The sequence below is a fragment of the Pseudoalteromonas sp. M8 genome (assembly GCF_018141365.1).
GTDB lineage: Bacteria > Pseudomonadota > Gammaproteobacteria > Enterobacterales > Alteromonadaceae > Pseudoalteromonas.
Map to the genome: position 1 here is coordinate 891,486 of NZ_CP047239.1, position 22,894 is coordinate 914,379.

Genomic DNA, 22,894 nt, shown 5'->3' on the forward strand with positions numbered 1-22,894 from the left:
ACCCATAGCGCTCAGCAGGATGATGTGTCCATGCTGTGCGCAACCATGAGTGGTTTTAACTACACCAAACATGCTCATGAATAGTATTCAGTAGAAGATTGCTTGATAATTGGGGGTGGGGTGGTGTTCGAGCTTTAAAACCATTTGAATTAGAAAGCTAGCAAATTATATTACAACGTATAATAATATGAGCCCAAAACCTCGCAACTAGCATAAATTTAATTTATATAAAAATATAAAAATATAAAAATATAAAAAAGGATTAAGAGTGGAAGTCATAAAAAACGCTCCAATTAGTAAATCTGTTGGGTGGATACTATTAGCTAGTTGTCTTGAACGGTTAGCTTATTATGGGGTGAGAGCCTTCATTATTCTGTTTTTAATGGACCAAAATGGTGGGGCTGGTTGGGACCAATCTAAGACGCTTGATTTTTACGGTCAGTTCACTATGTACGTTTATCTGGCAACATTTATTGGAGGTCTTTTATCAGATTTTTTGTTGGGAGCATTTAAATCTACCTTATTGGGCATTTTATTAATGTTTTTTGGATATTTAAGTTTAGGATTCGTAGAGAGCCAACACCTTTTATATTCGGCTGGATTGATTGCGTTAGGCTCTGGATTCTTCAATCCTAACATTCCAACAATAATAGCCCACCAATTGAAAAAAATGCCGAGCAAACTCGATAGCGTTTTTACAGGACAATATCTGGTGATAAATCTGGGCGCATTTATAGGGCCCATGACAATAGGTATTTTGGTTGAAAACGTGAGTTGGTCAGTAGCCTTCATAATGGCTGCGGCAGTTAGCGCGCTTGTATTTATCATCATGTATAGTCAGCGTTCAGCAGTGCCACGGCAAAGCCATAAAGCAAATGTAGCCACCCAAAATCAAGGCAGTAACTTTTTTAGTGGAGTTGGCTTAGTAATTGTCATTTTCTTATTGTCGACTTTATTTTGGTCTTATTTTGAAATTGGTGGCGGAAATCTATATCAAGCATTTCCTCAGATAATGAGTGGGTTGGGTTTTTCGATAAATGCTAAGACAGTTATCGCTACTTGTGTTGTATGTTTTACTTTGTGGTGGTTTTTTAAAGTCAGCTCTTGGTATAAGGTCGCACTTGGTTTTATTATATTTTCATTAAGTTGGCATCTACTTAATTACAGCATTACAAAAAATTCAAGTGTAAAAGACTTCATCATTTTTGTGATGATACTTCAAGCTATTGCGGAGGTATTTTGCTCGGCAATATTTATGTCAATTATTGCTAAACATGGATTCAAGCCATTACTAAGTACAAGCTATGCCATATTTTTCTTTGCTACTTCGCTAGCTAGTTACTTTGCAGGTCAATATAGTGATTCATACTCTACTTTTGCACCGTTTGGTTGGGTATGTTTTATTGTTGGAGGTGTTTTGGTAACACTTCAATTATCATATAATAAATATGTGACTATGCAGTCCCAAGTAGAATAATGGCTGACACCCACGACAAACTTGAACCGTTTTTTCTCTATCTTTGCGGTGGGTGTTTTAATCTTCTTTAGTCTGCTATTGTTTATTTTTTAGCGTGCTTGCAGCCGATACCGAACCTTATTGCTCGTTCCAACATTATTCGTTAATTGTAATATGCCTTTTGTTATACCAGTTGGTATAGTAAATGTAAGACTAGATGGTGTATGAGTTGAAGGAACAAGTGTTTTATTTCCCATTATGATGCGGGTTTTATCATCAAACCCCACTCCCTTAAGCTCATATTGCTCACCTTCTTGAACTTTGATTGAGGCATATCCAAATATTAACGGTGAACCCGCTTTGTATGGGCTTAATCGCACTTCATTAGAACGCTTATTTCGAGTGTAAATAAATGCCTTATATTTGCGAAATGGTAGATTGAGCTCAAAGATTAGCTCTGAGTTAGTGTGCGATGTTGGCGCGATATTATAAATTTCTTCACCGTTATAGATAACCACTTTTGGGTTCTCCAGCCCGGCAAAGTCATCACCAGTAAATACAACACTATCGCCGATACGATAAATTCGAGGTAATGAATAGCCATTGTAATAACCGGCTTGAGAGGATATTTGTACACTCGGTGAATCGCTTAATCTAAAGCCTCGCACTCGCTCATACGGCTCGGCGTCATAAATATCTAACACTTTGTCGCCATCATTATCGAGATCGATAAAATCCTCAACCCCGTCTTTGTCAGAGTCTTCCGGCCATCCTTTCGCGTTGAGTTTTTCGTCGGCATCCGCTATGCCGTCATTATCAGAATCAAGATCCAAAAAGTTTAATTTATCATCTTGATCTGCATTTCCTGAGCCTTCGCGCTCATCACTAATGCCGTCGCCATCACTGTCTAAGTCTAATAAGTTAATTACCCCGTTATTGTCCTCATCGAGTGTAGCACCTTGCTTTACATAATATTCATAGAAGTCATGGATAGAGTCTCTATCGGTATCAATACGAGTTGGTTCAACACCAATTGCATATTCTGCATGATCATCAATACCGTCGGTGTCCTTATCTTTAAATACGTAAATTTCATAGGAATAGTCCGGCGCGCCACCCGAAAAATCATCAATGACGCTCAAATTGAATTTTCCGTCATGGGGTATTTTAGTCAGGATATGCGCCATTTTGAGTGCGCTATGGGTATGGATCTGCGATGAGTTGATCACAAAACCACCTTGCTCGGAAAAATACACTTTAGGCTTAAAATTATCGGAGCTATAGGTAATGCGAGCTGAGATATAGTCGCCCTTGTTTGCACTAAATTGGTACAAATCACCATTATCACCCGCATTTGAAATAACCCCTTTTACTTTAAACGGAAGTTGATGCGCAACTTTTACCGCATTGCTGGGGTTATCATTAGGTTCAATCTCGACAATTTCGGGATAACGAGCGCGTTGACTGTCAAATGGAAACTCATCATGCTCGTCTAACACACCATCACCATCTTCATCTTTGTTTTGCCAAGTTCCCTTAGTTGGGTCAAGCGAGCTATTATGTGGAGTTGCAAACACAATTGTACTAACCAGTGCAAGTGCCAATAAAATGCATCGTGATGTCATAAACAATCCTTATTAATGTTGTTTTTTTATTAAAGTCTTTCAAATTTTTCACCCTGCGACCCGCTTCATACTTGTACTCTTTCACTAATTATTTTGAATACATTACACTGGGTGTCTTCGTTTTTTGCTTGTTACTTTCAGCACTCAACTCCCACCCCGCTCTACGCTAAAACTGACTTTTGCACCACCGCTTGAGTTATTGCCTAGTTTGAGTTGTCCACCGTGGTTTTCAATAATAATGCGAGAGAGCATAAGGCCTATGCCGTTGCCATCAGCTTTGGTGGTGTAAAATGCTTCAGCAGCTTCGTTTAGATTGGAAAAACCGGGGCCAGTATCTGTGACCGTAAACGCTAACTTGTATGCATCGGGGATGATGTTGAGTGTGACTTCTGGCGAAGGTGTGCACGCTTCTTGGGCATTGTTAATAAGATGGCAAAGCACCTGTTTGATTTGACTCGTATCAAAAAAACCGAGCAGGTCCGCTGTGCTTTCTACCTTTAGCTGAGGGTAGATACTTTGTAGCTGAGTGCAAAACTCACTGAGTGCAACAATCTGCTTATGCGCAGGAGGTAATTTGGCAAGTGAGGCATAGTTGCCCATAAAAGATTTAAGGTAATTGGCGCGCTCGTTGATGAGTGACAGCCCACTAGTAAACCTTTCTAAATCTAACTCACGGTCTAGGCGCTTGGTTAGGCTGCGAGCTATCGTACCAATCGGCGCTATGGTGTTATTGATCTCGTGACTTAAAATACGGACAAACCGCTGTAAGGCGTCTTTTTCTTGTTGATATAAAATACTATCGAGCTGTTTTAAAACCAGTAAAGTGTGAGGTTTATTGGCAATGTAGCAGCTGTCGTGTTCAAGCAAAAAAGCATGCTCGGTACCATCAAGCATCACCGTAACCTTTCCTTGTTTTTGCTGAGTTTGTAATGACTGAAACCAGCGCCAGGCATCGTCTTTGTAACAGTCAAAAAAGGTGCGCTCAGCGTAGCTGTTGGCAAATGCAACGCTTTGTTTGTCAAACACGATAAGTGCACAATCAAGCTTTTCAATGATTTGCTTTAGCAGGTCGCTTTGCTCTGCCAGCGCTCGCTGATCGGCTTGCATGGTTTGTGCAAGCGCGTTTAAGTGTTCCACCGTTGAATATAATTGTGCGTCTTTGCCATGTGCCGCTCTTAGAGCATAATCGCCTTGGCGAAGCGATATCAACAAGGTATCAATGAGATTAATAGTGTTTTGTCTTGTAGAGCTATATTTATAAGTAAGCAGTGCAAAACACAGCGCAAATACCAAATCTAGCAATATAACGAGTGCAACCGGGTAATTGTGCACAAGGAGCAGAACGTTAGCAATAACGAGTAGTAATGCACTTAACAACCAGTGTCCAAATCGATAAAACAAGCTTGCTTATCTCCTACTCATATTTATCCATTTTGCGATACCACGCACTGCGCGATAGTCCCAAGCTCTTCGCCGCTTTTGATACATTACCACCGTGAAATTCCAGTCTTTTAAATAGTGCTTGCTCAATAATTTCATCCAGCGTTAAATCGTGATTTTCTGATGTGCTCACAGTAGCAGTATTCACCGATTGCAACGCTGAGTGCGGTGTGGGACTGAGCGCCAAATCGCTGGCAAATACTCGGGCGTTTGAACATGTAAATACCACGCGCTCCATCATATGTTTAAGCTCTCTTACATTGCCAGGAAAGTCATAAGCACTCAGTGCTTTAGCAGCACAAGGCATAATGATTGGTGGTGGTTTTTTGTAATCTTGACTAAAGCGCATTAAAAAACGCTCTGCTAATGGCAAGATATCCTCTGGGCACGCTCTTAAAGGCGGTATTTCTACTTCTATAGTATTTAATCGATAATATAAATCTTGGCGAAACTGGTTATTGGCAATCGCTTCATTGAGTTGGCAGTTGGTGGCAGAAATTATTCTCGCAGTATTATCCAAAACTTTGTGACTGCCAACCGCCGCGTACTTCCGCTCTTCTAGCACTTGAAGCAACTTTGCTTGAGATTGCAAAGATAAATTGGCAATTTCATCTAAAAACAACGAGCCATTACTTGCGAGTGTAAATGCACCCACTCGATCTGCTTTCGCATCAGTAAATGCCCCCTTTTTATGGCCAAATAACTCAGAGTTAAATAGCTCGTCGCTCACTGCCCCCATATTAATCGAAATAAAACTGCCACCAGCACGACTTGAATGCTCGTGTACATACTGTGCGTAATAGCTCTTTCCTGTGCCATTTTCACCGGTCAGCAAGATGTTCATATCGCTTTGTGCCAACTGGGTGAGCTGTGTCAGCACACGCTGTTTTTTCTCACTTTGCGTAACAAAGTTGATCGTTTGTTGGGGCTGTTTAAGGCGTTCGTTTTCAGCAGATAGCCGCGCTAAATGTTGTCTGTCAGCTCGCTTCTCGATTTGTACTTTGATGCTATGAGCAAGGCGCTCATCATCCCATGGCTTTTCAATGAAATCGGCCGCTCCTTGCTTTAGGGCAGTAACGGCAAGGTCTAATGTCGCCCAACCAGTCATCACCACAATGGGTAAAAGCGGATCTATTTGAATGAGCTTAGCAATCGCCGCCAACCCTTCTTTGCCACTGGTGGTGTCATGGGTAAAGTTCATATCCAATAGCACCAAGTCCACTTCCTGTGTACTGACATAATCAAATGCTGCCTCTGGTGTCACCACACCGTGACAGGCGTAGCCTTCATCCTCAAGTAAAAACTTCAGACTCGCCTGAATATCAAGCGAGTCGTCTACTATTAACACCTTTTTCAAATTATTATTCCATTCTTAAGCTAACCGCAGGTTGGACTTTTATGCTGCGTTTCACCGGGATATAAAGCGCAAGGCATACCGCAACAAATACCAGTAGCAAAGTAATGCTACCCGCACCAAACATAACACTAAACGGCACAATACCACGGAAAAAGTCTACAGCAAGATAACACAAGATATAGAAAATTAATGCAGAAATAGTCAGCCCTGTAACGGTATGGGTTAGATTTTTCTTGATAAATAACAACATGATCTGGCGATCTTTGGAGCCAAGCGCACGGCGGATGCCTATTTCATAGCTAGATTGATTAATATTACTAAGGCCCATGGCATAAATGCCGATTAAAGAAAGCGTTAAGGCAAATCCACCCACAATCAAAAACACATAAATGATGCTAGTGAATGCCCCCATCATAGAGCGATGGTTGTCGTAGTGATCAAAAACATAGCTAGTTTCGAGCTTACTTGAAAGCCTACCTAACACACGATAGAACGCTTCGTAACTTTGGCTTGGCGGCAGTTCAGTGACGAATTTAACCGCCATAGCGTTATCCTTTGGCGCATATTGACGAAAACTAAAATAGACCTCATGACGACGTTCACTGGCGACAACGCTCATTTCATCCACTGCTATGCCAATTATTTTAGCACTTGGCCATTTTGCATCACGTAACATCAGTGAGCGCCCCAATACTTCCTCACTGCCAAACAAAGCCTTTGCGAGAGACTGACTAATGATCACCACGGGTGCCGCTTCTGTGTTGTCTTGTGCGGTAAAGTTTCTGCCGCTTTGCAGTTCGCGCTTGAAAAGATGAGTTACAGCTTCAATATTTATGATTTTATCGGTGTAGACTTCGCCTTCGCTTGTTTGCACATCAAGTTCAATCTCACGCTGATACACGCGCCCTTCTTTAAAAGCAGGATCCAGTGTCATACCCACAACCAACGCGCTTGCCATTTCGACCGCTTTATCACTCGAAAATTCGTTTTCAGCTTGAAATTGCAGCTCAGTGGAATGCACCCCTTTGAGAGTCTCTCCGTCGATGTTTCCCGCCATAGAGTACATCACATAACCTATGGTGCTCGACGCCATCAGCATAAAGCTCACTAAAGTCACCTGCAAAGACAATAGCCGTTTTGACATCAATCCAGCCTGTTTGCCGGTTGCACCTCGCGTGCCGTCTCGCAGTACATCATTGATGTTAAAGTTAGCGGTTTTCACTGCAGGTAACAGCACAGCAATAGTAAATACAAAGCTTATCAACAACAATGACACCAAGATAGTGATGGTATTTAATTGCCAATACCACCAGTACGGCATTTTGCCACCAATCATCATATTAATAACAAAGTTCAGTGCCCGCAAACCGAGATCCGTTAGCAATAGCGCCACTACCCAACTGCTAAAGCAGTAAATAAAGCCCTCACAGGCATGCTGCTGAACAACTCTTAATTTTTTCGCACCAATCGCGGCACGAATAGCCGATTCTTTTTGTCTCTCGATTATTTTGGCAAAGAGTAAGTTACTAATGTTGATTGAGGAAATAAGCAAAATAAGTACGATACCTATCATAAATAGGGTAAATACAAATATCGCCTCACCATCAGTGTTGTATTCTACTAAAGTCATTGATTCAACTCGAACTGTTTTATCCACCTCGAGCTCTGACTGACTAGCGCGTTGCTTTGCATAGTCAGTGAAGAATAAACTTAAGCGTTGCTCCAGCTTTGACTCTACCACCTCGTTTGGCATCTTATAAATAATATCAATAGCATCAGCAGGTGCTGCGTTATTACCTTTAAGCGGTAGCCAGAGTTTAGAAAATATCGGGAAGTTATTACGTTTGGGCATCACGCCGATTATCTCGTAGGGCTTTTGATCAACGATCATCGTACGCCCAATAACATCTTCGCTACCTTGGAATAAATGCGACCATAGATAGTCTGAAATCACGACTACATCTTGAGCTGATCCCACAAAGTCCTCAGCGGTATAAAATCGCCCGAGCTCAGGCTTAATATCCATAAACTGGAAAAAGCGCTCATCAACATAGGAGCCTCGATAATGATTTCCTCGCTCAGCGTCACTTACCCAAACACTCACAGGTGCAATATAAAGCCACTCCTCAAGTTGCTTAACTTCATCAAGTTCTCGTAGTTGTGGCAGCATGCTATATTCAAATCGATTTTGCGTGCTGATAGGGTTGCGAACCTTGAAGATCCTGATTTCAGAGCTGCCATTCCCTACTTGGCTATGTGAGAATGCCACGGTATAAATATAATTAAAGCCAATCAATGATATGGTCAAACTACCAACCATAATAAACATCATCAATAACGTAAATCGCATTGATTTTGCGATGTTTCTCAGCGCATAGCGAAAATCTAAAAGTAATCCCATACTAAGCTCCAACGACTTTACTTACACGGTCAAGCTGCTTTTTATCTCGTAAAATACTGCCATCAAGCATTGAGATCACCCGGCTGGCGTAGGTCGTTGATTCAATATCATGCGTTACCATACATATCGTTTTGCCAGCAGCATGAAGCTCGCTCAACAACCCTAGCACTTGCTGGGCATTGTTTGAGTCTAAGTTACCAGTCGGCTCATCGGCGAGAATGAGGTCGGGGCTGTTAATCAACGCTCTTGCAACTGCGGCCCGCTGTTGCTGACCACCTGAAAGTTGAGAGGGAAAATGATTGACTCGGTTTTCTAACCCCACCATCGCCAGTGCATCTTTGGCTTTTTGCTCCATTTCTTTTTGGCTAATGCCGCCGATATAAGTCAGCGGTAACATGACATTTTCAAGTACATTTAAATCACTGATAAGATTAAATGCCTGAAAAATAAAGCCTATATGGTTAGCGCGAATATGAGCACGCTCGTCTGAGCTCAAATTAAATGCTTGGTTACCGCTGATAAAATACTCGCCGTTACTTGGCTCATCAATCAGGCCCAAAATTGACAGTAACGTAGACTTGCCGCACCCCGAAGGTCCCGTTATAGCCACAAACTCGCCGGGCTCTACCACGAGATTAATACCGTCTAGTGCTTGAGTTGCAATTTCATCCGTCTGAAACTGCTTTTTGATGTTATTAAGTTGAATGACTGAGTTCATAATAGTGTCCTGTTAACGCACTAGCACTTGGCTATCTTGAGTATACTTTTCCATATCGGAAATAATGATAGTTTGATTTTTATTAAGGCCTTCAAGCACTTCGATGTAGTTTACCGAACGCTGACCAAATTTAACCGTTTTTTTCGTCGCGAGATGTTTATTAACAACAAACACGCTCGCTTGATTATTTGCAATGACATTAGCCGGCATTGCGACGAATATAGCCTCGGGTTTATAGCTCGTTACAATAACCCCTTCAATGTTGAGTTTATCTCTGGCTTCTCTTGGCAAAGCGCCTTCAATGCTCAGCTCCACTTCAACTTGGCTATTGGTGACCTTTGGGGAAACACGTTTTACGATGGCGTTAAAACGCGAAGTGTAGGTATCGATTGTAGCCGACTGCCCAACTTGTACATGCGGCGCATCTAGTTCCGCGATGTTTATCTTAGCAACCAGCAAACGCGGATCTGCCACCTCTGCAACTGAACTGGTATTAGACAATTGCATGCCCACTTCAATCAGCACATCCTGAATTTGTCCAGTGATTGGCGAGCGCACATCAAGCGCTGCGATATTCTCTTCAAGTAGCTTAATTTCGGATCGTAGGCTTGCTTGCTCAGCCAGCTGCGCTTTGGCTTTTGCCTGCTGTACTTGTTGCTGAGTGGCAACCCTAGCTTGCTGTAACTCCACTTGCTTTTGACTACGCTGCATTGCAAACTCGCTGCGTTGATGATCAAGCATAGAGATAGTACTATTGCCCTTTTCTATTAAGGTTTTTTGCGCCTGCCACTGAATTTTGTCTGCTTTATAACCCAACAAAGCATCATGATGTGCGGTGTGGGCCTCTTGCACTTTGGCCTTTAACTCTGCAAGTTCGGCCTCATGTTGTGCTGAAATTTTGGTAAGTTGGCTATGTTTTTGAATGAGCGCTTCGCGCAGTGATGGGTTTTCAAGCCGAGCAAGTAGCGTACCTTGAGTGACCATTTCACCCGGTTTAACCAGCACTTCAACTACTTTGCCGCCACTACTACTAGTAACCAAATGGCGCTTCTCCAATGCAAGACTACCAAGTCCCTTAACACTGAGTTCAAACTCGCCCTGTTGGACTGTAGCAACGATTAACTCTTCTTGGAAAACCACGTTTGATGCACTTTGGGTATACGCTTTGGCAAAAAACACCAAACCGACCACAAGTAGCACAATTACAAGCAACGCGAGCTTCTTAATCGGCATGCGCTTTGTTTTCGCCAGTTTTATATCCATACTTTGTACTCCACTTTGAGAATACAGTTGATGAATCAAATTTCAGGCCAAACTTTTTCTAATTATAGATCAATAACATAAAAATAAATTAAGATAATACCCGATAAAGCATGTCTCGAAAATGAGACACGACTACAGTAATGACTGTGCCAAAAGCGAGACAAAAGCTGAGCTATTTTTGCTTTGTCATTATAGAGAGGTCAATTCCTATTATATTTCTGAGCATGTTGCTGTTTGCGCCTCGTACAACGCGCTAAGACTTTGAGCTTTTCATCTTCGCTGTAACTTGTCCAGCTGGTGATTTCGTCCAACGTTCTAAAGCAGCCTAAGCACACATCTTTATCATCCAAACAACACTTTCTGATGCAAGGAGATTGAACCAACTTACAACTTGAGTGTGACATCGCAGCTCCTTTATACAGATTTACTCAAAATAGCTTGCCGGAAAACAAGACTCTCTCTTTTTGCCTTTAAAATGATGGCAGACCTCTCCCGTTTCGGTATTAACTAAAAAGGAATGGTCAATATCCTTAAAGTAAAGCCAAATAAACTCCATGTCTTCTTCTAAGAAGTGTTGTTCAAAAGTGGGCTCATCAAAATGCGCCGCTAGCGCATCTATATCTGTTATTTCATCGTAGCTAACGGCATAGACAGCTAGGCTCGTGAGCGTGGCTAAAACAAAAAATACCTTAACTAGGCCAATATGCATCTTGTTACCTTTAGTCATTTTATTGGACGAAATACATCATCTTCATCAATCAATATACAAACTGGGTGGGGCTATCCCCACCACATACGCACGACCTGTTGCGCGTCGTTTAACTCAATATTAAGTCGCTGAGGTTGATGATCTTGGGTAAGCATATCTCCAGATTGGTACACTCTAACCACCTTACCAACGATTGTTTGTAGGGATTTTGAATAATCAATATCTTGCACCATTTAACCCTTATTTATGCTGGAAGTTTAAAGCCAACGACGCACTCTCCTTTGATAGCGTAAATAGGCATCTCCAAAAGTTTGTTCCATCATTTTTTCTTCAAATCGAATGTACCATCTGTCGGCAATAAGTAAAAAAGCAGTCACAAACAAAAATGACACGAGTGCACCACCGATTAATACGGCATAGCCTAGTAATGCAATGACAAAACCTAGGTACATGGGATTGCGGGTATATTGAAATACCCCAGCCTCCACTAATTTATCAGGCTTATTGAAAGTCATAATATCGGTTTCTTCCCTCGCGAATATCATGCTGCCCGACTTGGCCAGTGCAAACCCCAAAGCAATCGGTATTAACCCTAACAGATTTAAAGGGTAATAAATAAAATGTGGTGCAGCAGTCAACCAACACACCACAGGCATCAATATGACAAATAAAAACAGTAAAATAGGAGGCAGTAGCTTTTTCATGATGTTATTCCTTACCTTTAGAACAATAATTAGAGATAAGATAATGCGAATTTTGTTGCTGTGCCTTAACCTATGTTAAGCCAAGCTCTTTTCTAATTCTCGACAGCGATACATCCGTGATCCCAAGGTACATTGCGATATGGCGCAAAGCAACCGCGCGGCTTAATGCTTGATTTTCTGTGATAAAGCGTAAGTACCTTTCCTTTGCACTTAACTGGAGTAACGCCGCTTCGCGTTTCTCTTTTTTAAGCACTAACTGTTCATAAATTTTGCGCACAAACCGTCCCCAGTTGAGGTTTTGCTCAGATACAGTGACTAAGTCAGCATAGCGAATTTCGGCAATAACACAGTCTGTTAGCGTTTGCGTTGAAAATGGACTCGGCTGTTCTTCTAGATAACAAGATAAACAAGAGAATGCCCCGCCCTTCTGTAGCAGAGATTTGTTCCGTTCATTACCCTTTTCATCTAGGTAGAAATAACGTCCATATCCATCTAATAAGAAATAAACACTCGAGATTTTCTCACCTTGTTCGAATAGCATCGTATCGGCTGTGATATGACCGATTTTTATATACGGAGCCATAAGAAGCCAATCCTCAAGTGAGAAATCCACCAACCGCCCATATACAGCTAACCATTTTTGATAATTTTCGTTACTTGATTTAGACATTAGTGTAAGTGCTTTTCGAATATTAACAGGATTTTATTGTCGTAAGGTATCGTATCGAACTGCTGATATCCAAGCTTTTGGTATATGTGCTGCGCTCGCGTATTATCTGCAAAAACATCTAGCCAAACTCGCGTTATACGCAACTCCTCTAACACGTATTTTTCCATCTGATTTATCGCTTCTTGCCCTATTCCCAATCCCTTTTTAGCAACCACAATCCGGCAAAATTCAACACTTTTCAGTTCTGGTTCAACGGCTAAAATTATAAAGCCAACTATTTCACTATCTGAGTGGATTGTTAAATAGTGTATGTTGGGCTCAGAAAATAACTGCTGATGAACAAGCAGCGAATTGCTCAAAGCTGGAGGTTGTGTAAAAAACCCCTTGAACTAATGTGAGCATCTCATTCGCTTTTATAGTTAAGTAAGAGCTTTGAATTAAGTTCATTAATGAAAAGGCTATCCTGTAACCTCGATTCTTGCTCGATCAACCATGCTTCAAAAACTTCTAATGTAGCTGACTGATAAAGTTGCGATAGCCAATCTTGGAGTGATATATCACAAGCCTCACATAAAGCTTGCTGACATAACCAAATATTTTCAGGCATCGCCACATTCTTACCATACTTGATGAGCTGAGAATGCTGAAAAGCACTTTTTATTCCGACAAGGCCAAGCTTCCCCTGTTCATCTATTGGTGCAAGGTGATTATCTTGCACAAAACGCGGCGATGCTGGGAAGTTGAATACGAACTCAGGAGATTCATAATTGGTGTACTCATATTTAACAATAGCGCCAGCAGATAAATTTGTCGCCTCACATGGAATAGTAAAAGGAATATTGAGGCTGCATTCATTTTCACCAAGGACATAATGGCCATAGACTATAATATCCGTTTGCAACTTAAAGCCATCTCCAGGCTGGTGGCTATCCGGGATAATCAACTCCCCACGTAATAACGTATCGTCACCACGGCTGAGCTTCTGTACCGAAGACTTCTGTAAGTTAAAAAATTCTCCAACGTGTATTTGCTCCCCTTTTCTATTTAACATTGCCGACAACGCGATAGACTCAGGGATCAAAATACCGTCTTCTTTTAGGTAGGGAAATAAGTGCTTGAAGATCCAAACTTGTGGCTCTCTTTTTAGTAATGCTGTCATCGTTTCAGAAATCACGATATCAAAGCTACATTTTTCTTCATCCTGCCATTTTAATGCATCACAACAAACCAAGCGTTCGATACGGTGCTCTACATCAAAAGCATCAATTAACTTTTTTACCGCAGCTATATTTTCTGGATGTATGTCAATCAGGGTTGCCCTAACAGGAAGGTTGGGATGTAGTGCTAACAATGGAAGCAGCAACGTGGCGTAAGGACCAGTGCCTGCGTATAAAATATGAACTTCAGATAACCCTTCTTGCTGTTTATCTTCGATAGCCGCTTTTACACCTTGCATAAAAATCAAACTGCGCAGCAGTTCTTGAGAGCATTTAGCTGCCTGAACAGGAGAAATAGCAACACCATATTCAGTATGAACACTACTCCAATCATTCATATCAAACTGAGTATCAACTCCACTCAGTGTACCAAAGAATTTGACAAACTCGTCAAACAAAGTTGTCAGTTCAGGAGACTCCTTATTTGCAGCGAAAATTCCTGTTAAACACCTGCTTTTAAAGCTATTTAGATCCATATGCTTTCCCATGATATAAAACGCTGTCGTATTAAGTACTTATTCTTATTTAAAGTATCATTTAAAGATAGAGTGTATATATTTGCAATAAAAACCTTAAAACAACTCACCGTGATCGGTTTTCTAGTTTGAATCAACAATATAAAAGTAGCGCTTAATTCATCATTTCGACAGCACCTACACCAGATCCAACATCAACACCTTCAAATGACTCACTATCTTGGTTACTACTAGCTGCACCACTGGCGCTGCTACGTAGAAGAAAATAACACCCTACTTTTTTGTAATTAAGTAATGAATTGGCGAGCATTGTGCTCGCCATTTTTGTTTACTCTCATCTCATTCATTGTTTCGGATCAAGTTGTTTCTGGTTATAGCTGCTAAGCTACCATCGACTCAATCAAGGAGCAAAAAGATGAAAGCAGCGTTAGTGCACCAATTTAAACAACCGTTAGAAATTCAAGAAATTGAGAAACCGCAACTTACACAAGGATCGGTCATCGTTGAAATAGCCGCCTGTGGCGTTTGCCACACCGACTTACACGCCTGTCATGGTGACTGGCCAGTTAAGCCTAAATTACCACTAGTGCCTGGTCACGAAGGTGTGGGTACTGTTATCGCAAAAGCTGACGATGTTAAACACCTAGCCGTTGGTGATAGAGTGGGTGTACCTTGGCTTCATAGCGCCTGCGGTCATTGTGAACACTGCCTAAAAGGCGACGAAAACTTATGTCCAGAGCAGTTAAATAGTGGCTATTCCGTCGACGGCGGTTACGCACAGTACTGTAAAGCCGATGCCAACTACGTGGTAAAAATCCCCGAAGGCTTGTCATTTGTCGATGCCGCTCCTCTATTCTGCGCGGGCGTCACCACCTATAAAGCACTAAAAGTATCGAAAGCTAAACCCGGTGAATGGGTTGCCATTATTGGTGTAGGAGGCCTTGGTCACTTAGCAGTGCAATACGCCAAAGCAATGGGGCTGAATGTAGTTGCAGTTGACACTGGCGAATCAAAGTTAGCACTAGCAAAAGAGCTTGGCGCCGATTTATGTATCGACTTTAAGCAGAGCGATCCCGCAGAGTTGATGCAAAATAAGCTAGGAGGAGTCCAAGCCGTAGTTTGTACCGCGGTCTCAAAGCCTGCCTTTACGACATCATTTAACAGCGTGAAGCGAGGCGGTACTTGCGTGCTCGTTGGCTTACCACCAGAGGAAATGCCTATTCCTATATTTGATACCGTTCTTAAAGGTATCAGTGTTGTTGGCAGCATCGTTGGTACCCGTCAAGATCTCACTGAATGCTTGCAGTTTGCCGCTGAAGGCAAGGTAAAGGCCATTATTGAAACCAAGCCACTTGAGCAAATCAACGATATATTTGACGATATGCTCAATAGCGACATTAACGGCAGGATCGTACTTACTTTCGACTAGACCCATCGAGCAGCCAAATACTTGATAGCCATTTGGCTGCTTTCTCACTTCGGCAAAGTGACAAAAGCCTAGAACGACCAACCAGAACGAGGGATGACAACGGCCAGAGAACAAATTGTTATTCCGAGCTTAGGTTAACTATACTTTGTGTATTCGAGTCTTAACAACGTTGAATACATGGCAGCCAGTCAAAGCAACATACTTCACCCAAGTCAGTCGTTTAGCTTTAAGTACTTCTACCATATATCAGCGCTCTCCATGCTGCTTTTTTTTCTTTCTGTGGTGTTCACATTTTTAGCATTCGTCAATAAAGAAGCGCAAGAGCAAGAAATAGAAAGAAATTTTAATCTTGTTCGTTTATCCCAAGAGTTAAGACTCAGCTCAGATCAACTCACCATGATGGCGCGGGCTTATGCCGCCACAGGCAACCCTAAGTTTAAGCAATTTTTTGATGAGATCTTAACGATCCGTAACGGCACTTCCCCTCGCCCTAAGCATTTGCACCGCGTTTATTGGGACATGTTGCTGGTCAAAGAGGATCAGGCGCCATTTGAAAAAGAAGCACCAAAAGCGCTGCTGACATTATTATTAGAAAACGGAGTTTCTACGGATGAATTAACTATGTTGCGAAATGCAGAGGATAAAAGTGAAGCACTCGTGTCACTTGAGCGTGAAGCCTTTGAATTAGTGGTAGCAGGGAAAAATCAACAGGCCCTCAAGATTTTGTACAGCGAGGCTTACCTCCAAAGTAAAGTACATATAATGACGCACATCAATGCCTTTTTAGAACGCAGAGAGCGGGATTTCAGCTCACTCCTTGCAAGCAGCAATAAAAAGGTAAAATCCTATTATGGTGCCGCGTTTGTTTGCTTTATCTTGCTATTACTTAGTCTCATCGCGTTGTACAACTCTCGTTCGGCCATCCGTAAAAGTATTATTGATTACCTAAATACGGAGGTAAAAAGCCAAACTGAAGAGTTAATAGAAAAAAACAAAGCACTTAATCACGCGATCAGCGAACTCAGTGAGACTCAAAAACGCCTGATAAACGCCGAAAAGTCAGCAACGCTGGTGCGATTGATCCCAGGACTTGCCCATGAGATTAACACGCCGATTGGCGTCGCCATGACCGCTTCCAGTAACCAACTATTGCTTGTAGAAGGAGTAAGACAAAGGGTAAATAAAAATGAAATCGCTAAGTCTGCTTTATTGCATTCGATAGAAAATATTGAAAGCTGTGCCAAGCTCGTCGTCAATAGTACCGAGCGGATAACCGGTATTATCGACAAGCTAAAAATTATCACTAATACTGGATTTGAAGGAGAAGTAAAGCCAGTTTACTTACAACCGCTTATCGCACACTGTGTGAGTGAGCTTGCCAATCAACACCCACATATTGATATTACTTTAGATATTCCCGAAGCACTTGCTATCACCGCCCAGAGAGATTGTTACAGCAGATTTTCCAACCTGTAATAGAAAATGCGTTTTACCACGCCTTTGCTGATAACTCAGTGCAAAGCCCATGTGTGATTATATCGGCTCAAGCCTCAAAACTTGGATATACGATTAAAGTCACGGACAATGGCGGCGGTATTCCACATGAAATCAAAGATAAAGTATTTGATCCTTTTGTTGTCGGTAATCGCACACAAAAAGGCCTGGGCTTAGGGCTAAGTGTTGCGCTCGCTATTGTCACTCAGTATTTTAATGGCGTAATTGAGTGTGAAACAGAATCTAATTCCGGAACATGCATCATTATCAAGTTGCCGAGCTAGTCGCGCTAACGGACCCAGCCGATACTTAACAACACTCGAGTACCCGCTTCTACTTTTGAAACAGAATGCTCTGATTTATCGGGTCTAAAAAGTTTGATGCGACTGCTGCTATAGAGCGGATCTTTACACTTAAATTCACCGCCTAACTTCGCCCGCTTTAAAACAATATTTAGCCTGAAATGCTTCCCTGAAACGACTTTATCGGTGTGCGGTGGTACTTCGCATCCAGTCGGAAACTTCAGTAAATACATATCAAACTTAACCGGCCACATCGCGGTTGCTAGTAACATTTTTTGATAGCCGGACTGTTGTCTGCCAAGTTGCCAGCGAAAATACTTTGCTTTACTTTCCATAAATGCACACTTTAAGCTTCATTATTATTGTGGCAATGCTTTGTAAATAGAATACAGAGGAACAACGCACTGCCACTCTTCCTGAGAAATAGAGTACACAGCTTGGTTGAAGCACTCGTTCCGATAAACACCTGCACGACGTAATATGCCATCAAAACACGCACCAAGTTGCTCAACCAACCGGCGTACTAAATCATTACGCTCGTCGACTCTAAATTCAACCAAAGCGAAACCTAGCGTATTCAAATACTCTGTCACGAATAAACAAAACACCTTGTCGAACAGAGTATCGTGGATAAACCAACTCTCTTCTACCAGCACTTTTTTGGCCGCTGAGTCATCGACTGTAATTAAGATCATGCCAAGCATTTCGCGCGTTTGAGTTTGCCGCACACAAATACAGTGCTTTGATTTATCTTCAGCTGCTTGTAAAAAAGGTACTAGCACTCTTTGTTGTCGTAACTTTAATAACTCTTCGGCATCGTACTCTTCACCATATCTAAGCGAAAACAGACGCTCCAACCGTTGATATTCACCCGCTCTTAACGTTCTCAAAGCAAATGCCGAGTCCGAAAATTCAACACGGATGTCACTTATGGGGACGTTGTTTTCATCTGGTGGGGCGATCATTGGCTTTTCTGAGTGACGGTTGCATAACTCAGATTATTACATCTATTCAAGTCTAAAAGCTATGCCTGTGACTTCCCATCAACCTCAAACGACAAATAGCCCGTAAAGAACAAGCACAATCAAAGTCAACGCAAAGCCAACTCGGATCCGCTTGAGTACTGCCTCACCATTCAGTGTTTTAAAAATCACACCACCTAATACCAGCCACATTGTGTCGACCACTATCGCCACCACGTAGCACACGCTCGCAGCAAGTAGCGTAGCAACTAGGTTTGAGCTTGCCGGCACCGAAGCCGTCGCAAAAATAGCGATACAAGCCGCGTAGGCTTTGGGTTGAGGAGGTTAAGAATAAACCCATCTTTAAAGCTCGGTAGCTGCGCACCTGCACTGCCAAGCGCCGCGTTGTTTGCTGCAATTTTGTAGGCAACATAAATTAAGTAGGCGGCTGCAAGCCATTTGAGTACAAGCGTCACCTGAGGCTGACTCACCAGTAACCCTGCAATTCCAGTGGCTGCAAAGATCACCGCAACAAGCAATCCTGCCAAAATACCTGCTAAGAATGGGAAGCCTTTTTTAACACCTTGACTCGCCCCCGTTGCAGCCAGCGCAAGTGGCGCTGGACCGGGAGAGCCAAGCAACACCGCGGTTGTGATTGCCACAGAAAGTAAAGCTTCAAACATCATATCGTCCTTATGAATTTCAAGTCTGCATGGTGGAAATCAAAGAAAAAGCCGAATGACAGGCACACTTTAACGACCAAGCAACAACTCGGGAGTTTTCTTATGTAGAGAATAAGGCTCTTGGGAACAGAGCCTTTAATTTAGTATGGAGCTACGCCTCTGGGATGCGAACTCGGCCTTCCATTAGCACGCGAGCGCTGCGGCTCATGACGGCTTTTTTAGCTTGCCAACGACCAGACTCTTGCAGTGCTTCAGCGCCAACCTTTAAGGTGCCTGACGGATGTCCAAAGGTCACGGAGTTAAGATCACCACCACCAGCGGCTTCGTTAACTAGGGTGCCAGGAATTGCCGCCGCGGTTGCTATCGCCACTGCGGCAGTTCCCATCATCGCATGGTGCAACTTACCCATAGATAAGGCGCGAACGTTTAAGTCGATGGTATTGGCTTCCACCGCTTTACCGCTCGATGCTGCATAAGATTTAGCAGGTGCAACGAAGGCAATTTTTGGGGTATGTTGGCGAACTTTCGCTTCGTCAATATGACCTATTAAACCCATTTTAACTGCGCCATAAGCACGGATCTTTTCAAATCGCTCTAGTGCACCTGAGTCTCCATTAATCACTTCTTGTAACTCTGTACCTTCATAACCTAAATCGGAAGCACGGAAGAAAAGCGTTGGGATCCCGGCACTTATCATGGTCACTTCAAAGGTGCCTTCATCAGGCACAGTTAACGTATCGACGAGATTGCCCGACGGAAACATATCAACATCTGGGTCGCTTGGATCCATAAACTCAACCACCACTTCTGCTGCTGGGAAAGTTACGCCATCCAGTTCAAAGTCGCCCGTCTCTTGCACTTCTCCATTGCTGATTGGAACATGCGCTACTATGGTTTTGCTAATATTCGCCTGCCAGATTTTAACGACGGCGACGCCGTTCTCTGGCACTTTATTCGCGTCGACTAAGCCATTGCTGATTGCAAATGCCCCCACCGCAGCAGTTAAATTGCCACAGTTTCCGCTCCAATCAATAAATGGTTTGTCGATAGCAACCTGACCAAAAAGATAATTCACGTCATGGTCGGCTTTGTCGCTTTTACTTAAGATCACCGTTTTGCTGGTACTAGAAGTTGCACCGCCCATGCCATCGGTATGTTTACCATAAGGATCTGGGCTGCCAATCACACGTAGCAACAAGTTATCTCGCGCTTCACCCGGTTGCTGCGCGTACTCGGGTAAATCTGTTAAATTAAAGAACACCCCTTTAGAGGTGCCGCCACGCATATAAGTGGCAGGAATTTTAATTTGCGGCTGAAATTGACTCATGGTTATACGCCTTCCGCTTCGAGGAAGTCTTGAGCAAAGCGCTGCAGTACACCACCTGCAGAGTAAATAGACACTTCTTCAAAGGTATCTAATCGACAAGTCACAGGCACCTCTAGACGCTCACCACTTTGACGGTTAATCACGAGAGTTAATGTAGCACCTGGTGCCGGTTCACCCTCAACGTCATAGGTTTCTGTACCATCGAGCTCAAGCGTTTTACGGGTCGTGCCCGCTTTAAACTCAAGTGGTAGTACACCCATACCGATTAAGTTGGTACGGTGAATACGCTCAAACCCTTCTGCGGCGATAACCTCAACGCCAGCTAAACGCACACCTTTTGCAGCCCAGTCACGAGACGAACCTTGGCCGTAATCTGCGCCTGCAACGATGATCAGCGGCTGTTTACGCTCCATATAGGTTTCGATGGCTTCCCACATTCTGGTGACTTTGCCTTCAGGCTCAACACGCGCCAGTGAACCTTGTACTACTTCACCGTTTTCTACCACCATTTCGTTTAACAGTTTGGGGTTGGCGAATGTCGCACGCTGCGCCGTTAAGTGATCACCTCGGTGTGTGGCGTATGAGTTGAAATCTTCTTCAGGTAAACCCATTTTGGCCAGATATTCACCCGCCGCACTACTTGCCAAAATCGCATTCGATGGCGATAAATGGTCAGTCGTGATGTTGTCCCCTAAAATCGCTAATGGACGCATGCCTTTCATGGTGCGCTCACTCGCGAGTGCCCCTTCCCAATAAGGAGGGCGACGAATATAGGTACTCGTTGGACGCCACTGATAAAGTGGGTCGTTGTCTTCACCATAGTCTACCGTGAGGTCAAACATTGGCTCATAAACGGCGCGGAACTGCTCTGGTTTTACGCTTTCTTTGATCACCGCATCGATTTCTTCATCGCTTGGCCAGATATCTTTAAGCGTGACCGGATTGCCCTCTTGGTCGCGACCTAAAACACCATTTTCAATATCAAAGCGCACGGTGCCTGCAATTGCATAAGCCACAACCAACGGTGGTGAAGCTAAGAAGGCTTGTTTTGCATAAGGGTGAATTCGACCGTCAAAGTTACGGTTACCCGATAACACTGCCGTTGAATATAAATCACGGTCAATCACTTCTTGTTGAATTTTCGGATCAAGTGCACCACTCATGCCATTACAAGTCGTACAAGCGAAAGCAACGACACCAAAACCGAGCTGCTCAAGCTCAGGTAGAAGCTTTGCCTCTTCCATATAAGAACGTACCGCTTTTGACCCCGGTGCAAAAGACGTTTTCACCCAAGGTTTACGAGCAAGGCCTAATTTATTGGCATTACGTGCTAGCAAGCCTGCGGCAACTACGTTGCGTGGGTTACTGGTATTTGTACAGCTGGTGATAGCAGCGATGATCACCGCGCCATCTGGCATCAAGCCATCTTTTGGCGCTTCAATCTCTTTAACGATACCTTGATTAGCAAGGTCGTTAGTTGCAACGCGGCGATGCGGATTTGAAGGACCGGCAATATTACGCGTCACCGTCGACAAATCAAACTTAAGTACACGCTCGTACTGCACGTTTTCTAGGGAATCAGCCCAAAGTCCTGTTAGCTTAGCGTATTTTTCCACCAGCTTGATCTGCTCGTCATCACGGCCTGTGAGCTTCAAATAATCAATGGTTTGCTCATCGATGTAGAACATGGCCGCGGTTGCGCCATACTCTGGTGTCATGTTTGAAATTGTCGCACGGTCACCTAAATTAAGGTCTTGCGTACCTTCACCAAAGAACTCTAAGTAGCTAGAAACGACGCGCTCTTTACGTAAAAACTCAGTGATCGCCAGTACGATATCTGTTGCGGTGATCCCCGGTTGGCGTTTGCCAATGATTTCAACCCCAACAATATCCGGCAATCGCATGTAGGAAGCACGGCCAAGCATCACGCTTTCTGCTTCAAGGCCACCCACACCAACGGCAATAACACCAAGTGCATCAACGTGTGGCGTGTGGCTGTCGGTGCCAACAAGCGTATCAGGGAAGGCAACACCGTCGCGCGCTTGAATAACTGGCGACATTTTTTCTAAGTTGATTTGGTGCAAAATACCGTTGCCTGGCGGGATCACATCAACGTTTTTAAATGCCGTTTTGGTCCAGTTGATAAAATGAAAACGGTCGTCATTTCGACGGTCTTCAATCGCGCGGTTTTTCTCAAATGCATCTTCTTCATAACCGGCGTGCTCTACAGCCAAGCTGTGATCCACAATCAGTTGAGTCGGTACGACTGGATTGACTTTAGCCGGATCGCCGCCTTTTTCAGCGATAGCATCACGCAAACCCGCAAGGTCGACTAGCGCAGTTTGACCCAAAATATCATGGCAAACCACACGAGCTGGAAACCACGGAAAGTCCAAATCGCGACGACGCTCGATAATTTGTTCAAGATAATCATTGAGTTTTTCAGGCTCAGCGCGGCGTACTAAGTTTTCAGCAAGGACGCGTGAGGTGTAAGGTAAAGTCTCGTAGCTACCTGGTTTGATGGCTTCTACCGCTTCTTTTGTATCGTAATAGCAAAGCTCAGAATCAGGTAAACGTTTACGGAATTGAGTATTCATAACAACTTCCAACAATCGGTGACGGAGAACAGGCGGCCATGGCGACCGCCAGAATAGATTCGAA

The 22,894-nt window shown here is 43.2% G+C and carries 24 protein-coding genes; 4 read left to right on the plus strand and 20 right to left on the minus strand.

Annotated features, from left to right (window positions below):
* Positions 1-268: 268 nt before the first annotated feature.
* Positions 269-1,477 carry an MFS transporter gene (locus tag GSF13_RS03565; RefSeq protein WP_211865198.1) on the plus strand — a complete coding sequence of 403 codons (1,209 nt, stop codon included), beginning with the start codon at positions 269-271 and terminating at the stop codon, positions 1,475-1,477.
* Between the two features lie 89 nt (positions 1,478-1,566).
* Here GSF13_RS03565 and GSF13_RS03570 read toward each other — a convergent pair whose 3' ends face one another.
* From GSF13_RS03570 to GSF13_RS03635, 14 genes are all read right to left on the minus strand, one after another.
* On the minus strand, positions 1,567-3,081 hold the full coding sequence (locus GSF13_RS03570; protein WP_211865199.1) for a cell surface receptor IPT/TIG domain-containing protein: 1,515 nt from the start codon (positions 3,079-3,081) through the stop codon (positions 1,567-1,569).
* Between the two features lie 144 nt (positions 3,082-3,225).
* Positions 3,226-4,482 (minus strand): ATP-binding protein, encoded by a 1,257-nt coding sequence (locus tag GSF13_RS03575; RefSeq protein ID WP_206472564.1) that lies wholly within the window; start codon positions 4,480-4,482, stop codon positions 3,226-3,228.
* A gap of 13 nt (positions 4,483-4,495) precedes the next feature.
* Positions 4,496-5,878 carry a sigma-54 dependent transcriptional regulator gene (locus GSF13_RS03580; protein WP_206472566.1) on the minus strand — a complete coding sequence of 461 codons (1,383 nt, stop codon included), beginning with the start codon at positions 5,876-5,878 and terminating at the stop codon, positions 4,496-4,498.
* A gap of 4 nt (positions 5,879-5,882) precedes the next feature.
* Positions 5,883-8,279, minus strand: coding sequence for an ABC transporter permease (locus GSF13_RS03585; RefSeq protein ID WP_211865201.1), 2,397 nt, complete (start codon positions 8,277-8,279; stop codon positions 5,883-5,885).
* A gap of 1 nt (position 8,280) precedes the next feature.
* Positions 8,281-8,997: an ABC transporter ATP-binding protein gene (locus GSF13_RS03590; RefSeq protein ID WP_211865203.1), complete on the minus strand. Its 717-nt coding sequence runs from the start codon at positions 8,995-8,997 to the stop codon at positions 8,281-8,283.
* A gap of 12 nt (positions 8,998-9,009) precedes the next feature.
* On the minus strand, positions 9,010-10,260 hold the full coding sequence (locus GSF13_RS03595; RefSeq protein WP_206472571.1) for an HlyD family efflux transporter periplasmic adaptor subunit: 1,251 nt from the start codon (positions 10,258-10,260) through the stop codon (positions 9,010-9,012).
* A 200-nt stretch (positions 10,261-10,460) separates the two neighbouring features.
* Positions 10,461-10,664: a DUF1289 domain-containing protein gene (locus GSF13_RS03600; RefSeq protein ID WP_211865205.1), complete on the minus strand. Its 204-nt coding sequence runs from the start codon at positions 10,662-10,664 to the stop codon at positions 10,461-10,463.
* Between the two features lie 20 nt (positions 10,665-10,684).
* Positions 10,685-10,969 carry a hypothetical protein gene (locus tag GSF13_RS03605; RefSeq protein WP_211865207.1) on the minus strand — a complete coding sequence of 95 codons (285 nt, stop codon included), beginning with the start codon at positions 10,967-10,969 and terminating at the stop codon, positions 10,685-10,687.
* A 71-nt stretch (positions 10,970-11,040) separates the two neighbouring features.
* Positions 11,041-11,202: an I78 family peptidase inhibitor gene (locus GSF13_RS03610; RefSeq protein WP_010603803.1), complete on the minus strand. Its 162-nt coding sequence runs from the start codon at positions 11,200-11,202 to the stop codon at positions 11,041-11,043.
* Between the two features lie 24 nt (positions 11,203-11,226).
* Positions 11,227-11,673 carry an isoprenylcysteine carboxylmethyltransferase family protein gene (locus GSF13_RS03615; RefSeq protein ID WP_174169569.1) on the minus strand — a complete coding sequence of 149 codons (447 nt, stop codon included), beginning with the start codon at positions 11,671-11,673 and terminating at the stop codon, positions 11,227-11,229.
* A 70-nt stretch (positions 11,674-11,743) separates the two neighbouring features.
* Positions 11,744-12,343 carry a Crp/Fnr family transcriptional regulator gene (locus GSF13_RS03620; RefSeq protein WP_174169570.1) on the minus strand — a complete coding sequence of 200 codons (600 nt, stop codon included), beginning with the start codon at positions 12,341-12,343 and terminating at the stop codon, positions 11,744-11,746.
* Positions 12,343-12,702 carry a GNAT family N-acetyltransferase gene (locus tag GSF13_RS03625; protein ID WP_239422047.1) on the minus strand — a complete coding sequence of 120 codons (360 nt, stop codon included), beginning with the start codon at positions 12,700-12,702 and terminating at the stop codon, positions 12,343-12,345. The genes GSF13_RS03620 and GSF13_RS03625 overlap by 1 nt, the downstream gene beginning before the upstream one ends.
* 44 nt (positions 12,703-12,746) lie before the next feature.
* Positions 12,747-14,036 (minus strand): class I SAM-dependent methyltransferase, encoded by a 1,290-nt coding sequence (locus GSF13_RS03630; RefSeq protein WP_174169571.1) that lies wholly within the window; start codon positions 14,034-14,036, stop codon positions 12,747-12,749.
* A 154-nt stretch (positions 14,037-14,190) separates the two neighbouring features.
* Positions 14,191-14,358, minus strand: coding sequence for a hypothetical protein (locus tag GSF13_RS03635; RefSeq protein WP_174169572.1), 168 nt, complete (start codon positions 14,356-14,358; stop codon positions 14,191-14,193).
* Positions 14,359-14,451: 93 nt separating this feature from the next.
* Here GSF13_RS03635 and adhP point away from each other — a divergent pair, with 93 nt between their 5' ends.
* From adhP to GSF13_RS24550, 3 genes are all read left to right on the plus strand, one after another.
* A complete protein-coding gene (adhP, locus tag GSF13_RS03640; protein ID WP_102058341.1) occupies positions 14,452-15,465 on the plus strand; it encodes an alcohol dehydrogenase AdhP in 1,014 nt (337 codons plus the stop codon).
* A gap of 177 nt (positions 15,466-15,642) precedes the next feature.
* On the plus strand, positions 15,643-16,941 hold the full coding sequence (locus tag GSF13_RS03645) for a sensor histidine kinase (RefSeq protein WP_249122626.1): 1,299 nt from the start codon (positions 15,643-15,645) through the stop codon (positions 16,939-16,941).
* Positions 16,914-17,243 (plus strand): ATP-binding protein, encoded by a 330-nt coding sequence (locus tag GSF13_RS24550; protein ID WP_249122627.1) that lies wholly within the window; start codon positions 16,914-16,916, stop codon positions 17,241-17,243. The genes GSF13_RS03645 and GSF13_RS24550 overlap by 28 nt, the downstream gene beginning before the upstream one ends.
* A gap of 5 nt (positions 17,244-17,248) precedes the next feature.
* Here GSF13_RS24550 and GSF13_RS03650 read toward each other — a convergent pair whose 3' ends face one another.
* The 6 genes from GSF13_RS03650 to acnD form a co-directional block, all read right to left on the minus strand.
* On the minus strand, positions 17,249-17,596 hold the full coding sequence (locus GSF13_RS03650) for a 2OG-Fe(II) oxygenase (RefSeq protein ID WP_010603807.1): 348 nt from the start codon (positions 17,594-17,596) through the stop codon (positions 17,249-17,251).
* 24 nt (positions 17,597-17,620) lie between these two features.
* Positions 17,621-18,226, minus strand: coding sequence for a GNAT family protein (locus GSF13_RS03655; protein ID WP_010603808.1), 606 nt, complete (start codon positions 18,224-18,226; stop codon positions 17,621-17,623).
* Between the two features lie 84 nt (positions 18,227-18,310).
* Positions 18,311-18,514, minus strand: a complete 204-nt coding sequence (locus GSF13_RS24555; protein WP_249122628.1) for a hypothetical protein — start codon at positions 18,512-18,514, stop codon at positions 18,311-18,313.
* On the minus strand, positions 18,493-18,909 hold the full coding sequence (locus GSF13_RS03660) for a LysE family translocator (protein ID WP_249122629.1): 417 nt from the start codon (positions 18,907-18,909) through the stop codon (positions 18,493-18,495). Before GSF13_RS03660 ends, GSF13_RS24555 begins: the two co-directional genes overlap by 22 nt.
* 148 nt (positions 18,910-19,057) lie before the next feature.
* On the minus strand, positions 19,058-20,233 hold the full coding sequence (gene prpF / locus GSF13_RS03665; RefSeq protein WP_211865209.1) for a 2-methylaconitate cis-trans isomerase PrpF: 1,176 nt from the start codon (positions 20,231-20,233) through the stop codon (positions 19,058-19,060).
* 2 nt (positions 20,234-20,235) lie between these two features.
* Positions 20,236-22,830: a Fe/S-dependent 2-methylisocitrate dehydratase AcnD gene (gene acnD / locus GSF13_RS03670; RefSeq protein ID WP_211865211.1), complete on the minus strand. Its 2,595-nt coding sequence runs from the start codon at positions 22,828-22,830 to the stop codon at positions 20,236-20,238.
* Positions 22,831-22,894: the final 64 nt, after the last annotated feature.